General features: G+C 57.6%; 13 protein-coding genes and 3 tRNA genes. 7 read left to right on the forward strand and 9 right to left on the reverse strand.

Annotated elements, in window-relative coordinates; all coding sequences use genetic code 11:
* Positions 1 to 256: 256 nt before the first annotated feature.
* From HMPREF1287_RS12745 to HMPREF1287_RS10185, 4 genes are all read right to left on the reverse strand, one after another.
* Entirely contained in the window at positions 257 to 505 is a 249-nt protein-coding gene (locus HMPREF1287_RS12745) for a hypothetical protein (protein WP_023016703.1), read from the reverse strand.
* A 535-nt stretch (positions 506 to 1,040) separates the two neighbouring features.
* Positions 1,041 to 1,844, reverse strand: coding sequence for an ABC transporter ATP-binding protein (locus tag HMPREF1287_RS10175; protein ID WP_023016704.1), 804 nt, complete (start codon positions 1,842 to 1,844; stop codon positions 1,041 to 1,043).
* 22 nt (positions 1,845 to 1,866) lie between these two features.
* The gene (locus HMPREF1287_RS10180; protein WP_023016705.1) at positions 1,867 to 2,922 is read right to left on the reverse strand and encodes an iron chelate uptake ABC transporter family permease subunit; all 1,056 of its coding nucleotides are present in this window, start codon (positions 2,920 to 2,922) and stop codon (positions 1,867 to 1,869) included.
* The gene (locus tag HMPREF1287_RS10185) at positions 2,919 to 3,866 is read right to left on the reverse strand and encodes an iron ABC transporter permease (protein WP_084519514.1); all 948 of its coding nucleotides are present in this window, start codon (positions 3,864 to 3,866) and stop codon (positions 2,919 to 2,921) included. The genes HMPREF1287_RS10180 and HMPREF1287_RS10185 overlap by 4 nt, the downstream gene beginning before the upstream one ends.
* A gap of 141 nt (positions 3,867 to 4,007) precedes the next feature.
* Between HMPREF1287_RS10185 and HMPREF1287_RS10190 the strand changes: the two genes are divergently transcribed.
* Positions 4,008 to 5,045, forward strand: a complete 1,038-nt coding sequence (locus HMPREF1287_RS10190; RefSeq protein WP_023016707.1) for an ABC transporter substrate-binding protein — start codon at positions 4,008 to 4,010, stop codon at positions 5,043 to 5,045.
* Positions 5,046 to 5,210: 165 nt separating this feature from the next.
* Here the strand turns inward: HMPREF1287_RS10190 and HMPREF1287_RS10195 are convergent, their stop codons facing one another.
* The 5 genes from HMPREF1287_RS10195 to HMPREF1287_RS10215 form a co-directional block, all read right to left on the reverse strand.
* A complete protein-coding gene (locus HMPREF1287_RS10195; protein WP_023016708.1) occupies positions 5,211 to 6,788 on the reverse strand; it encodes a phospho-sugar mutase in 1,578 nt (525 codons plus the stop codon).
* 3 nt (positions 6,789 to 6,791) lie between these two features.
* Positions 6,792 to 7,439, reverse strand: a complete 648-nt coding sequence (deoC, locus tag HMPREF1287_RS10200) for a deoxyribose-phosphate aldolase (protein WP_023016709.1) — start codon at positions 7,437 to 7,439, stop codon at positions 6,792 to 6,794.
* Positions 7,440 to 7,450: 11 nt separating this feature from the next.
* Positions 7,451 to 8,806 carry an MFS transporter gene (locus tag HMPREF1287_RS10205; RefSeq protein ID WP_023016710.1) on the reverse strand — a complete coding sequence of 452 codons (1,356 nt, stop codon included), beginning with the start codon at positions 8,804 to 8,806 and terminating at the stop codon, positions 7,451 to 7,453.
* Positions 8,807 to 8,822: 16 nt separating this feature from the next.
* Positions 8,823 to 9,548 (reverse strand): purine-nucleoside phosphorylase, encoded by a 726-nt coding sequence (deoD, locus tag HMPREF1287_RS10210; RefSeq protein WP_023016711.1) that lies wholly within the window; start codon positions 9,546 to 9,548, stop codon positions 8,823 to 8,825.
* Between the two features lie 113 nt (positions 9,549 to 9,661).
* Complete coding sequence (locus HMPREF1287_RS10215) at positions 9,662 to 10,597, reverse strand: sugar-binding transcriptional regulator (protein ID WP_034653776.1); 936 nt, start codon at positions 10,595 to 10,597, stop codon at positions 9,662 to 9,664.
* 174 nt (positions 10,598 to 10,771) lie between these two features.
* Here HMPREF1287_RS10215 and HMPREF1287_RS10220 point away from each other — a divergent pair.
* The 6 genes from HMPREF1287_RS10220 (at position 10,772) to rplK (ending at position 13,332) form a co-directional block, all read left to right on the forward strand.
* Positions 10,772 to 10,847: transfer RNA gene (locus HMPREF1287_RS10220), tRNA-Thr, on the forward strand.
* 48 nt (positions 10,848 to 10,895) lie between these two features.
* A tRNA-Met gene (locus HMPREF1287_RS10225) sits at positions 10,896 to 10,967 on the forward strand.
* 137 nt (positions 10,968 to 11,104) lie between these two features.
* Positions 11,105 to 11,177, forward strand: a tRNA-Trp gene (locus tag HMPREF1287_RS10230).
* Positions 11,178 to 11,350: 173 nt separating this feature from the next.
* A complete protein-coding gene (gene secE / locus HMPREF1287_RS10235; RefSeq protein WP_023016713.1) occupies positions 11,351 to 11,683 on the forward strand; it encodes a preprotein translocase subunit SecE in 333 nt (110 codons plus the stop codon).
* A gap of 129 nt (positions 11,684 to 11,812) precedes the next feature.
* Positions 11,813 to 12,718, forward strand: coding sequence for a transcription termination/antitermination protein NusG (gene nusG, locus HMPREF1287_RS10240; protein WP_005276843.1), 906 nt, complete (start codon positions 11,813 to 11,815; stop codon positions 12,716 to 12,718).
* Positions 12,719 to 12,888: 170 nt separating this feature from the next.
* On the forward strand, positions 12,889 to 13,332 hold the full coding sequence (gene rplK, locus HMPREF1287_RS10245) for a 50S ribosomal protein L11 (RefSeq protein WP_023016714.1): 444 nt from the start codon (positions 12,889 to 12,891) through the stop codon (positions 13,330 to 13,332).
* The last annotated feature ends 32 nt before the right edge of the window (positions 13,333 to 13,364 follow it).

Raw genomic sequence — 13,364 nt, forward strand, 5'->3', positions numbered from 1 at the left:
GTAGAATGCTGATCATTGCGTTGAGTACAAACGTTGCAATGATGTGCTTTGTGAGTGCTGTTCTAGAGATAGTTCTGCCGAATGATATACCGCAGTGGATCATCTTTGGAAATATTGTTGTATTCGTGGCATGTGTCTACTACACATACAAAGCAGTGACGGTATGGCCGGATAATGAGGAAAAATGATGTATTAATCCTCAATGGTTTAACATGGAAAAGGGCTTGGACTAAAAATTATGAGTCTCAAGAAATGATTAGCCGTGATTCGTTAGCGGAATATAAAGCTCTGAGTCTTCCTTTTTGTCTGCTTTCATCCTTGTCAATTCCATAAAATGCTGAGGAACGTTGTTGCTAGCTTTCCCGAGCCACTCGATTTTATCTCCTGAGTCGTAGTCCAAATCCCCGGCGAAGTACTCGCCAGCAAGTTTATCTGCCCAACCTTTTGCAGCGGTATCTTCCTCCGAAGAGACACCTCCAGTACTCGGTATCGGGGGCAATTCCATACCAAGATACGCAATCCCTCGGGTGGATTTTACAGAAAATACGCAGTAGACGAACCGGGACGTTCTCCAGGCTGCTCTAAGCTCGACAGCCTCGGGGGGAAATTACGTTTTTTTCGGCGAAATATCTTTTCAAAAGAGAATTCATATAGCCCCCGAAAGCTGATGAGCTCCACTCAGTTTTCATACTCCACACTCCACTTTTCAATGAGTGGCAAGATTTTTGCCCTGCACCATTTCGCAGCATCTTACATCAAAGAAATAACTGGGGTTTATTCCCAGACTTGGGCTCTGGCTTTTGTTATCTCCTAGGGCGCGCGTGTCAAGTTGTGTGTGAGGTTGGGTTTACAGGTATTTGTCGAAGCAGTTGGTAAAGTCCACGGCCATTTGGTTGATGGTTTGTTTCCAGCCGGATACGGTCAAGTCCTCTCTCCCCGCGGAGGACCACCTATCCTCACAAAAGGTCGCAACAGGACCAATAGCGCCAGTTCAGCCCCTCTAACGAGGCAAAATCAACAACATATTCTGTCATTAAGTCCTAATCTGGAACGATAACTGTGCGCCCTTGGCGTCCAGCTCTGGTGACCTCGACGGGTAAGCCATAAAGTTGTTCAATCAACTCTGCGGTAACGATGTCTTCAGGGTTGCCATGGTCCACCAGCTCACCACCTTGCATGGCAACTATGTGGTCTGCGAATCGTATCGCTTGCTGGAGGTCATGTACTACGGCAATGACTGTTTTGTGCTCGTTTTCGCTGAGGTTTCTCACCACAGTGAGCAAGTCATGCTGATAGCCCAAATCCAAAAAGGTTGTGGGCTCATCTAGTAAGAGCACCGGGGTGTCTTGGGCTAGTGCCATAGCCAACCAAGCGCGTTGGCGTTGACCGCCTGATAATTCATTCATTCTGCGGTCAGCCAGTGAATCCAGTTCCACCGTCGATATTGCTTGGGATACCTTGTCGAAGTCCTGGCTGCTGCGTTGTCCCAACGTTCCCAGGTGTGCGAACCGGCCACGCGCTACCAGTTCCGTCACGGTGAGATGCTCAGGGGCTATTGCATCTTGGGCCATGAGTGCGATGCGCCGCGATAATTCCTTGCGGCCGAAAGAATCAATCTCTTTGTTTTCTAAGGAAATAGTGCCTGCTTCTGTGGGCAATACTCGCGCCATAGCGCGCAGAAGCGTGGATTTGCCACAGCCATTGGGGCCAATAATGCACGTAAACTTTCCGCGTGGGAAGTCCACGCTTACGTTGTTTACGGCGGTGAAGTCACCGTAAGTGATGGTAGCGCCCTGTACTGCTACCGCGATGTCTCCATCGCTGTCTGAATCTGGGAAAGCCATTATGGGAAAAGTCCTTTCAAAATTACCTGCGGTAGGTGCGGTGCGCGAAGAGCATGAGGATGATCAGATACGTGCCGCCCAAGGTGACGGTTACGACGCCAACCGGAAGCATGGTGGGGTGGAAAAGCTGTTGCCCTATGATGTCGCAGACCAATAGCAAGGTGGCGCCGATAAGTGCAGCAGCAGGGAGGCTGACTCGTTGGCCACCGGTAAGGAACCTTGTCAGGTGTGGTGCCGCTAAGGCTACGAAAGAAATCGGACCGGCCAGCGCGGTGCACAGTGCTGTTAAAAGGGCAGAGAGGAACACTAGAACAAGGCGGGTGCGGGTTACATTTAGGCCGAGGGAGTAGGCGGTGTCATCGGCAAGCTCTAGGGCCTCGCAACGCGACCTCAACGTGAAAGCTAGCACGATGATTAGTGCCAGCACGATGGCCGCTGGGCCGACAAAAATCCATTCAATGCCGTTGAGCGAACCAGCAGCCCACGTGGCCGCAGCCATGGCCGTGTCCAAATCTGCGCTCAAGATGAGGTAACGGTTGACCGCGGAGAGCGTAAGGGAGACTCCGATACCGACCAGGATGAGTCGCATGCCGCTTACCTGTCTGCGCAGGGCCAGGACGACGATGATCAGCGCGGTGATCCCGCCTCCGATCACCGCTCCTAATGCGACGTTAATAAAACTGCTAAACCCTAAGTAGCTCACCACGATCACCCCGGTATAGGCACCGGTGTTAAAACCAATGATGTCGGGCGAACCCAGTGGGTTGCGGGTTACGGTCTGAAAAAGTGTGCCGGCGATAGCGAGGCCAGCCCCTACCACGATGGCAGCGGTGACTCTGGGCAAGCGCCATTCGTAGATTACGGTGGTGCCGAAGCCGGAGTCGGGGTGAATAAGCGCCTGCCAGGCCGACACGCGATCTAGTCCTGCGCCAGGGTACGTCAGCGCTACGACGGCAGCGAGAAGGACAGCGGCGATGCCCACAAAAAGCACAATTGTTTCGCGGCGGCGGTATCGCGCAGCGATGGTGCGTACCGAGGTGGTAGCGGTCCTCGTGGCGTCTAGTTCTGTGGGCCTCATAGAACCACCTGCTTGCGTTGTGCAAGGAAAATGAGGAAAGGAGCACCGATTATCGCGACGGTTACTCCGGCGGGTAATTCGCCGGGCAAGATAAGCCGCCCGATGATGTCGGCGAAGAGAAGCAGATTTGGACCGATTAACCCACTAATCCAAATCTGATCGCGCTCATTGGTGATGCCCACTTGGCGGACCAAGTGGGGGACAAGCATGCCGACAAATGCTAATACGCCGACTGCGGCAGTGGTTGTTGCGGCGAGCAAAGATACAACAAAGAGGGCCAGCGCGCGGGTTTGGGCTACGTTGATGCCAAGTGCTTCTGCAGCGTGTTCACCTAGCGGCAGGACGGTCAGGCGGGGTGCTAGGAAAAGCAGCATCACTGCGGCGATAGCCAATCCACACCCCATGAGATAAAGCGGGGTGGTAGCGGCTATATCCATGCTGCCCACCATCCACGCCTTGATTCGGGCGAAGGCTTGCGGATCTAGGAGCGACATGCCTTCAGAAAGGCCTTCGAACACAGCGCTTAACGCCACGCCGGCAAGGACGATACGGAGCGGATCAATGGCTCCAGACACGTCACGTCCTAGGCGCGCAACTAATAGCATGGTGCCACTCGCGCCGATCAAGGCGGCGGCGGTAAAAGCTATGGGCGAAGATAGTCCGAACACGCTAAGTGCGAGCGCGGCCGCAAAGGCGGCGCCGGCGTTCATACCGAATACTCCGGTATCTGCCAGCGGGTTTCGGGTGATGATTTGGAGAATGCAGCCGGCGACCGCGAGCCCAGTACCCGCAAGGATGGCGGCGACGGTGCGTGGGATTCGTCGCTCGTAGAGGATATCTCCAGCCGTGCTGCTGCCGGGGCCACCGCGGAGGCCTGCGACTATTTCAGAGGGACTAAAAGACTGCGCGCCGATGAATAGGCTGAGCACAATCAGAAGCACCATTAGCAGAAGTGCAAGTGCAAGGAAGGCACCGACCCGCCACCTGCGGTGACGAGCATTCGGTACACCCATTGGGGGGAGTGTTGATTTGGTATGCGTCATATTATTTTCAACAAATAAGTAAGTTAGCTTAGGCTAACCATTATGTCAGAAATAGTGTTCAACAAAAAGCGCCTGCTATCAAGCATGGCTGCCGCCGTCGCCATTGCCTTATCACTGTCTGCCTGCAGTGCCGCCGAAAATGACGACTCCAAGGGCGGTCCGGGCAATGAAAGCGTCTCCCATAGTGGTGAGCGCTTTGGTACCGCAGATGAAGAAACCGCCAAGTTGGGAACTGACGCTGAGCCGGGCCAATTCCCGCGCACCATCAAGCACGCCAATGGTGAAACTGAGGTTAAAGAGAAGCCAGAGCGCGTAGTGGTGCTGGATATGGGTGAGCTCGACTCTGTGCTGTCCTTGGGGATTAAGCCGGTAGGCATGGTTACCTCTAAGGGTGCGAATCCAGTGCCGGATTACTTGGCTGACAAGGTGAAAGACGTACCTTCGGTTGGCACCATTCAAGAGGTGAACGTCGAAAAAATCGCGGAGCTAAAGCCTGATCTCATTGTGGGCAGCCAGCTGCGCGTGGACGATCTCTACGGGCAGCTTTCCGATATCGCGCCGACCGTGTTGGCTATTCGCCCAGGATATCCATGGAAGGAAGACTTCCGGCTGATCGGTGACGCGCTCGGTGAAGAGGAGAAAACCGTCGATATCCTCAACGACTATGCGGATACCTTGGCTCAAATCAAGGAGAAAATGCCGAAGGACACGACGGTCTCCATGCTTCGATTCATGCCAGACAAGATCCGCCTGTACGCCAATAAGTCCCTTATCGGTGTCATTCTGCGCGATGCAGGACTGGCTCGCCCAGAAAACCAGGACATTGATGAGCTGGCAGCGGAGATTTCTCCAGAGTCCATTTCTGAAGCAGACGGAGATTACCTGTTTTACTCCAGCTATGGTGATCCATCGGCCACTGGTGAGGATAAAATTGTCGAATCCGAACAATTTAAGAATCTATCAGCGGTGAAGGATGGCAAGGCCTTCCGTGTCAGCGATGACCTCTGGTTCTTGGGCCTTGGCCCAACGGGTGCGAAAAAGATCGCGGAAGAACTAGTCGAATACTTGGATGTTAAGTAATCGACCTGATGGCACCAGGGCTCGCCCAGGTTGGGCGTTTCCCGCGTAGGGAAAGAAGAGCCCTTGTGCTCTAGACCGCCTTATAAAGCCGTATGGGCCAGCAGATTCGCACTATGGTGGCGAAATCCTGCTGGCCCATAAAACTGTCTTCAGTAAGCGGGCGGATTAGAGCCCGAAGTAATCGCGCAGATCGGCCGCGATGGCATCGAGGCGACCGGCGTCGGGGGACTCTAGGTAGCACTTGAGCTTGGGCTCGGTGCCGGAGGGACGAACGATGACGCGGTCATCATTCTCGGTGAAGAACTTCGAGCCTTGTGCGAACTTTTCCACCTTGGATACCGGGGAGCCAGCGAGCTCGGTCGGTGGGGTGGTAGAGACCTTGTCCATTGCTTGGGTAATCAGGCTCAAGTCCTCGACGCGGAAGGTCAGCGGCTGGGTGTGGAGGGCGCCAACCATGGCGTAGATATCATCCAAGCGGTCCAGGAGGCTGCTTCCGGCTGCCTTGCATTCGGCGGCGAGGCTGGCGAGCACCACGGAGGTAGAGATGCCGTCCTTATCGCGCACAGCGTTGGGATCGGGGCAGAAGCCAATGGCTTCTTCGTAGCCGAAGGCCAGCTCCGGGGTGCGGGCGATCCACTTGAAACCGGTCAGGGTTTCCTCGTGGCCGAGGCCGTAGTGCGCGGCGATGCGCCCGAGCAGGCGGGACGATACGAGGGAGTTGGCGAAGTTACCGGTAGCGCCGCGGCGGGCGAGGTAATCACCAAGCAAGGCACCGGTTTCATCGCCACTGAGCTGGCGCCAGGTGCCATCGGTAGGCACAGCGGCTGCGCAGCGATCGGCGTCGGGGTCGTAAGCGATAAGGATATCGGCACCGATTTTCTCGGCATGCTGGATGCCAAGGTCTAGGGCGCCGGGCTCTTCCGGGTTGGGGAAAGAAACCGTGGGGAAATCTGGGTCAGGAGCGGCCTGTTCTGGCACCAGCGAGACGGTAAATCCGCAGCGAGACAGCAGTTCCTTACCCAGCTCGGCGCCCACGCCGTGCATGGCGGTCAGCGCAATGGTGATATCGGTATTGTCACCGACCAACGCGGCGGTGCGGTCGAGGTACTCCGCGCGGGTATCGACGTCCTCGATGTGATCGGAGGTGAGCGGGACCTCGTCGGCATAGGGGGCCTTAGCAATGGCGGCGGCGATTTCCTTATCGGCTGGGGAAATAAGTTGCACGCCCTCGTCCGGGCCGGTGGCAACGCGGCCACCCAGGTACACCTTGTAGCCATTATCGGCAGGCGGGTTGTGGGAGGCGGTAACCATAATGCCGGCGTCCGCGCCCAGGGAACGGACCGTGAAAGCGGTCAGCGGGGTTGGGTTCTGTGCAGGCAGGACCAGGGCCTTGCCACCGGCGGCGGAGATAACCTGCGCGGCATCGCGCTGGAACTGTGCGGAGCCGTGGCGGGCATCGCAGCCGATGACCACGACCGGGGTATTGACTTGCTGCTTGAGCCAGGTAATAAGCCCGTAGGTGGTGCGGATGACCACGGCGCGGTTCATACGGGATTCGCCCGCGCCCACGGCAGCGCGCAGGCCCGCGGTACCAAAGTTCAGGGGACCCGCGAAGGCGGCGGCGAGTTCTTCGGAGTTATTTTCTTCAATCCAAGTCAGCACTTGGCGGGCGGTGTCCGCATCCGGATCGTGTTCGGCCCAGGTGCGGGCGTACTCGATATCGAAGGTCTTATCCACAGACATGGCTTAAAGCTCCTCGAGGATCTTGGCGGAGGAGGACAGCCCCAGGCGGCTGGCGCCGGCCTCGATCATGGCGAGGGCATCCTCGGCGGTGCGAATGCCACCAGAAGCCTTCACGCCCAGCTTGTCGCCCACGGTCTCGCGCATGAGCTTGACCGCGTGGGTGGAGGCACCGCCGGCGGGGTGGAAACCGGTGGAGGTCTTGACAAAGTCCGCCTGAGCGGCAGCGGCAGCCTGGCAGGCGAGGACAATGGCGGCATCGGAAAGCGCGGCAGACTCGATGATGACCTTGAGCACCTTGCCTGGGATGGCATCGCGCACGGCCTGGATTTCTGCCTGCAGCTCCTCGGCGCGGCCCTCGATGGCCAGCGGGATATTGATGACCATGTCTACTTCTTCGGCGCCATCGGCAACCGCGCGGGCGGCCTCAGCGGCCTTGATTTCCGGCTTGACGGCGCCGGAGGGAAAGCCCACGACCGTGGCGACGTGGAGGGACTCTGGGGTCTCGAGCGGCAGGGCGGAAGGGGAGACGCACACGGCGTAGGTGCCAAGCTCGGTGGCCTCTTCTACCAGGGCGCGGAATTGCTCCGGGGTGGCCTCCGGCTTGAGCAGGGTGTGGTCGATATAGGAAGCAACGTCAGTGCGAGAAGTCATGATTTTCTCCTTTAAGAAATAGCAGCGGATTCTTTACGGGCCATCTTGAGGTCAGAGACCACATAGAGGCCAGAGCCGATGGCGGCGATGAAGGTGAGGACCAACAGCGTGGTGGTGTAGCTGGTGGATTCCTGCAGCTTGGCGGTATAGGCAATGCCCAGGGGCACGGCGATATTGATGGTGAGGTTGTAGAAACCAATGGCGATGCCAGACTTGGCTGCGCTGATATTGCGCAAAGCGGTATTGACCAGAGGGGCGTACATCAGGGCAAAGCCGCTGGCAAAGGCCACGATGGCGATGATGAGCACGGAAACGTGAACCTGCGCGAAGAACGCAGCGAACAAGAGTGCGCCGGCAACCATGCCAAAGGCGGTGTAAATGGTGGCGCGAGAGGACATGACCTTGCCAATCTTGCCGGAGAAGATGCCGACGAGGATGGCACAGATATAGCCGGGAACCATCAAGAGCGAGGCCTGATCCAGGCTCATGCCGTGCATGTCATGGGCTGCGAAGGGCAGCAAGAAGATGAAGCCCAGCTGCGTGGAATAGACAAAGAGCACCATGACGATGGTCCACACATAGCGGCCGTTGGTGAAGAACTCCGGGGTGACCACGGGGTTCTTCGCGTTCTTGATGTGCACGATGAAAGCGGCAACACCAACGATGGCAAGGATAAGCCAGTACCACGTGTATTCCTGCATAAACAAGATAAGGGCGCTGGCGAAGAGGGCAACGTAGAACAGGCCTAGCGCGTCCAAGTGGCTCTCCACGGCCTCATCTTCCGGCACATTCTTAATGATGGGTGGAATGGTCAGCAGGAGGATGAGCGGGATGAGGAACATTGCCGTCCAGGACACGTGGGTGGAGATGAACCCAGAGGTTAGCGCGCCAATGAGCAAGCCGGCCTGGAAGGCGGCGGTGGAAAATCCGAGGTAGGTCTTTTGATCATCCTCGCTCAAGTGCTTGGTTACGTAGATGACGTATAGCGTCTCAGCGGCGGCCAAACCGGTGGTCTGAATCAGGCGGCCGGTTAATACCATGGCCCACGAACCGGAGAAGACGAAGGCCAGGATGGAACCCACGGCCACAAAAACGATGCCGGTAAGCATCAATTTCCGGATAGAGATGGAGTCCGCCAAGGCGGCGTAGACGACGGCGCCGATACCAATGATCACGCCGGCCAGGGAGGCCTGCAGTGACGCGGTCTTATCGGAAATTTCGAGCGCTTCCGCGATCGGCATGGTCATCGTCTTGAAACCATTGTCAATGATGAGGGAGAAGACGAAGACGAACAGCAGGATGGGGACGGCGGCCTTGGGGTTTACCTGGGTGCGCTCACCCGGGGTGGCCTTAACTTTTTTCAGCATGGCGGCGGGGTCCTTATTAATCCAGCGCGTTGAGTGGCAGAGCGAGCTCCACCATGGTGCGGAAGGCGGTCTGGCGGTCTTCAGCGGAAAGCTGCTTGCCGGTGACGATGTTGTCGGAGACGGTAAACAGGCCCAAGGCATCAACGCCGGCCTCGGCGGCGGTGGCATAGAGCGCTGCGGATTCCATCTCCACGCCGAGCACGCCCATGTGTGCCCAGCGGTCATTGACGGTCTGGTCCATGTTGTAGAAGATGTCCGAGCTCAGGATATTGCCCACGTGGATGTGCTGGTCCTGCTTCTCGGATTCATCGACCAACGCCTTGAGCAGCTTCCACGATGCGGTGGGGGCGTAGGTACCTGGCAGGTCATACTGAGACAGGAAGTTGGAATCGGTGGAGGCAGAGGAGGCAACGATGACATCGTGCAATTCGATGTCCTCTTGCATCGCGCCGATGGAGCCGACGCGGATGAGCTTTTTCGCACCGAACTTGTGGATGAGCTCCCAGGAGTAAATGCCGATGGACGGGATGCCCATGCCGGTGCCCATGACGGATACCTGCTTGCCGTTATAGGTGCCGGTAAAGCCCAGCATATTGCGGATCTCGTTGAATTGGACGGTGTCTTCGAGGAAGTTATCAGCAATGAACTTCGCGCGCAGTGGGTCACCGGGCAGCAGGATGGTCTCTGCGATTGGTGCGCCGTGCGGGTTGATGTGCGGGGTGGAAATGTCGGTGGCGGACATTGACGTGCTCCTCCATGTGAACTTCGGGTGTGTACATGGGTTAGTCTAGTCCGCCCGGAACCAATGTCAATGGGATGGTTAACAAATGTTCCCTCAGTGTGACGCGTTTTATGTTAATTATGCTCCAATAGCCTGTGAGCTGTGGATTGATCGGTTACAAGGTGGGTGGCCAAGCCCATCTCAAGGGCTACGTTGATGGCGCGGGTTTTGGTGTGTCCGCCGGCCACGAGTACGCGAGTGGGGCGTTGGGTTAAATCGTCCAAGCCGATGCCGACGGTGCGCGCATCCACGGCGGGGGAGGCGATGGCGCCCTCGGCGGTATAAAAGCGGGAACAGACATCGCCTACGGCATTGGTGAGAAGTTCCTCACTTTCTTCCTCGGTGAGATAGCCCAGGTTCAGCGCCAGGGACTCCTTTTCGATGGCCCCCGCGGTAAATACCGCCACGTCCACGGACGCCCCCATATCGAGGATTGTGGAAATGTGCCGGTCGCGGACGACCCACTCCTTGGCCTCGACGGAATCAAAGATGACCGGGAGGGGGAGTAGGTGTGCCTCGGCATTAAAGGCCTGGGTAAATGCCTGCATAGTCTGCAGATCCTTGGTGGAGCGCTCCGAGTGGGAGTGTCCACCTTTGAGCTGGACGATGTCCACGCCCTCTAGCGGACGCTTGCGTAAATGGGAGGCCACCGCGGACATGGTCTCGCCCCAGGAAAGGCCTACCGAGGTGTGATCGGTAATGAGCTCTTCCAGTAGGGCGGCGCCAGCGCTGCCTAGATCAGCGAGCAGGGATCCGCCGGGAGGGGTGGCGGTGACGCGGGCATCGGCAAGCGAAAAGCGCTCGCAGAGCGCAGAAACCAGCTCATCGGACTGCTCGCGGGGATCGGTAATACTCACGGTGACAAAGCCGCGCTCGGCGGCGTGGGTGAGCAATTTGGAGACCGTCGGCCGGGAAATTCCCAGGTGCGCCGCCACCTCCGCCTGCGAAAAACTGGAGTTGTAGTAGAGCTTCGCGGCGTCGAGAGAAAGACAGTCTTTATGATCCAGCATGTCTTTCATTCAAGCACACCGGGCGGGCAGGACCACCATCGTCTAAGCCCCAGAAATTTGCTCACTTATGGGCGCTGACGTGGCGATTTGTGCAAAGTGGAGGTGGCAGGTTACATTATTGAAGTCCGCAACGGAGAGCACAACGAAATATTGACGTGCTTGATGCTGGGATATGCCCCCTTAGCTCAGTCGGCAGAGCGTTTCCATGGTAAGGAAAAGGTCGACAGTTCGATTCTGTCAGGGGGCTCCATTCATGTCTGGAGGAAATATCTTCCTGCAGGATGAAGGTGTTCACCATGGCGGTGTAGCTCAGTGGTAGAGCAAGCGACTCATAATCGCTGTGTCGCGAGTTCAATTCTCGCCATCGCTACCGGGAAAGAAAAGCGCCACTGCGGCGCTTTTTTACTACCGTGCCTATGGCCTTAACGGAGCACTGGTTTCCGTGCGGAATTAGGGATCTGGTAAGGTCATCGGCGCGTGACGTTCAAGCGTCACGGATAACAAAATAGGGGCGTGGCGCAATTGGTAGCGCAACGGTCTCCAAAACCGTAGGTTGCAGGTTCGAGTCCTGTCGCCCCTGCAAGAATCCCCGTCACCAGGTTTTCCAGGTGGCGGGGATATTTTTGTCACAGATGTGGCGTACCCGCCTGGCGTGCTTTCCTGCCCGTGCAGCTTTTGCTAGGGTTGACAAAGTTATGTCTGGGCGGAGATTCATGCCTAGAAAAAGAATTCATTTCCCAAGGAGGGTTAGCTGTGAGCGATGAGCAGCAGCCGAACGGCTCGGCGGCCCCGCGTCCCACCGGTAAGCGTCAGCTTTCTGGTGCGGCTTCCACGACCTCCACGGACTCGGCGAAGAAGAACGTTGTCCGCGTTGAGGATAAAAACCGCACCGACAGCCCGGGTGGCGGCATCGCCGCATTCCCCGGGGAGGTTGTCTCTGAAATGAAGAAGGTGGTCTGGCCCACTCGTGGGGAGATGCTGCAGTACACCCTCATTACGTTCGCCTTCTTGATTGTCATGACCGCGCTGGTTTGGGGCGTTGATACCCTGGCTGGCCTCGGAGTTGAGAAGATTCTGACTAATTAGCTAGAATGACCCCATAATCTTTTATCCCGCTGTTTCCGCACTCCGGAACGGCGGGATACTTTTTGCCCACACGCGCCGCGGGTAGGCTGGTTCTACAACACGCGCCGATGACATTTTGGAGTACCACTCATGAGCGACGAGAATAACGTCGAAAACCCAGGAACCTCCCTAGAGGAGGCCATGCAGTCCAACGTGCAGGAGCAGGCTGCAGAGCACGCCAGCGCAGTCGAGGACGCCCAAGAGGAGGCCGCAGCGCCGGCTGAGGATGGCACCAACAACGCAGACGCTGCGCTTGCCGATGCCCCCGCGGCAGAAGCCGAGTCCGCCGCGGAGTCCGCAGAGGCTGCCCCAGCGGAGTCCGCCGAAACCGAGGAAGAGGCCGAGGACGCCGCTTACCGCAAGCGCCTGCGCGACTTCACCCGCGAGCTGAAGAAGCAGCCGGGCCAGTGGTACATCATCCAGTGCTACTCCGGCTACGAGAACAAGGTGCGCACCAACCTCGACATGCGTGCCCAGACCCTTGAGGTGGAAGACTCCATCTTTGAGGTCGTCGTCCCCATCGAGCAGATCATGGAAAACAAGGACGGCAAGAAGAAGATTGTTAAGCGCAAGCTGCTGCCGGGCTACGTCCTGGTGCGCGCCGAGCTTAACGATGCCGCCTGGTCCGTCATCCGCGAAACCCCCGGCGTGACCTCCTTCGTGGGCAATGAAGGCAACGCGACGCCGGTCAAGACCCGCGATGTGGCTAAGTTCCTCATGCCGAATGAAGCGCCCGCCACCAAGGGCGAGGCCGCCCCGAACGAGCAAGAGGGCGAGCAGGTCGTCGAAATGCCAGAGAAGGAAGTGGCCAAGAAATACGCCCACGACTTCGAGGTGGGCGAGGCCGTTACCATCCTGTCCGGCCCGCTGGCTGCCGTATCTGCCACCATTTCCGAAATCGACCCGGAAACCGGCAAGATGCAGGGCTTGGTCTCCATCTTCGGCCGCGAAACCCCAGTGGAGTTGTCGCCGACGGAAATCGAGCGCATTTCTTAAAAAATGATTTTGTGCAGGGCGCACGGTGTTCTAGACTGGAACGCCGTGCGCCTTTTGCGTGCGCACGCGTAAATCGTTTCATCCTCCGGTGGCCCACTGAGGTGAGCATCCGGACGGGCCGCGTTATTCATCGTGACGCAGGTCCGGTACCACAGGAAAGAGGTAATTCGATGGCTCCTAAGAAGAAGGTATCTGGCTTCATCAAGCTGCAGATCGAGGCTGGCGCCGCTAACCCGGCACCGCCAGTTGGCCCGGCACTGGGTGCCCACGGCGTCAACATCATGGAATTCTGCAAGGCTTATAACGCCGCTACCGAAAACCAGCGTGGCAACGTGGTCCCTGTTGAGATCACCGTCTACGAAGACCGCTCCTTCGACTTCAAGCTGAAGACCCCGCCGGCAGCCAAGCTGCTGCTGAAGGCCGCAGGCGTCCAGAAGGGCTCCGGTGTCCCACACACCGATAAGGTCGGCACCGTCACCTGGGATCAGTGCAAGGAAATTGCACAGACCAAGTTCGAGGACCTCAACGCCCGCGATATCGAGGCCGGCGCACACATCATCGCTGGTACCGCCCGCTCCATGGGCCTTAACATCGATGGCGCACCGGAGAAGTAAAAACTTTATGTGGTAGGGCCAGCTTCGGCCCG

This window comes from Corynebacterium sp. KPL1986 (genome assembly GCF_000477975.1).
In the GTDB taxonomy this organism is placed as follows: domain Bacteria; phylum Actinomycetota; class Actinomycetes; order Mycobacteriales; family Mycobacteriaceae; genus Corynebacterium; species Corynebacterium accolens.

Excerpts from the sequence above, each read along its gene's own strand:
- rplK (WP_023016714.1), top strand. The coding sequence starts at position 12,889 with ATGGCTCCTAAGAAGAAGGTATCTGGCTTCATCAAGCTGCAGATCGAG.
- deoC (WP_023016709.1), bottom strand. The coding sequence starts at position 7,439 with ATGACTTCTCGCACTGACGTTGCTTCCTATATCGACCACACCCTGCTC.
- HMPREF1287_RS12745 (WP_023016703.1), bottom strand. The coding sequence starts at position 505 with ATGGAATTGCCCCCGATACCGAGTACTGGAGGTGTCTCTTCGGAGGAA.
- HMPREF1287_RS10180 (WP_023016705.1), bottom strand. The coding sequence starts at position 2,922 with ATGAGGCCCACAGAACTAGACGCCACGAGGACCGCTACCACCTCGGTA.
- HMPREF1287_RS10195 (WP_023016708.1), bottom strand. The coding sequence starts at position 6,788 with ATGTCTGTGGATAAGACCTTCGATATCGAGTACGCCCGCACCTGGGCC.
- HMPREF1287_RS10215 (WP_034653776.1), bottom strand. The coding sequence starts at position 10,597 with ATGCTGGATCATAAAGACTGTCTTTCTCTCGACGCCGCGAAGCTCTAC.
- HMPREF1287_RS10185 (WP_084519514.1), bottom strand. The coding sequence starts at position 3,866 with ATGGTGCTTCTGATTGTGCTCAGCCTATTCATCGGCGCGCAGTCTTTT.
- HMPREF1287_RS10190 (WP_023016707.1), top strand. The coding sequence starts at position 4,008 with ATGTCAGAAATAGTGTTCAACAAAAAGCGCCTGCTATCAAGCATGGCT.
- deoD (WP_023016711.1), bottom strand. The coding sequence starts at position 9,548 with ATGTCCGCCACCGACATTTCCACCCCGCACATCAACCCGCACGGCGCA.
- HMPREF1287_RS10205 (WP_023016710.1), bottom strand. The coding sequence starts at position 8,806 with ATGCTGAAAAAAGTTAAGGCCACCCCGGGTGAGCGCACCCAGGTAAAC.
- HMPREF1287_RS10175 (WP_023016704.1), bottom strand. The coding sequence starts at position 1,844 with ATGGCTTTCCCAGATTCAGACAGCGATGGAGACATCGCGGTAGCAGTA.
- nusG (WP_005276843.1), top strand. The coding sequence starts at position 11,813 with ATGAGCGACGAGAATAACGTCGAAAACCCAGGAACCTCCCTAGAGGAG.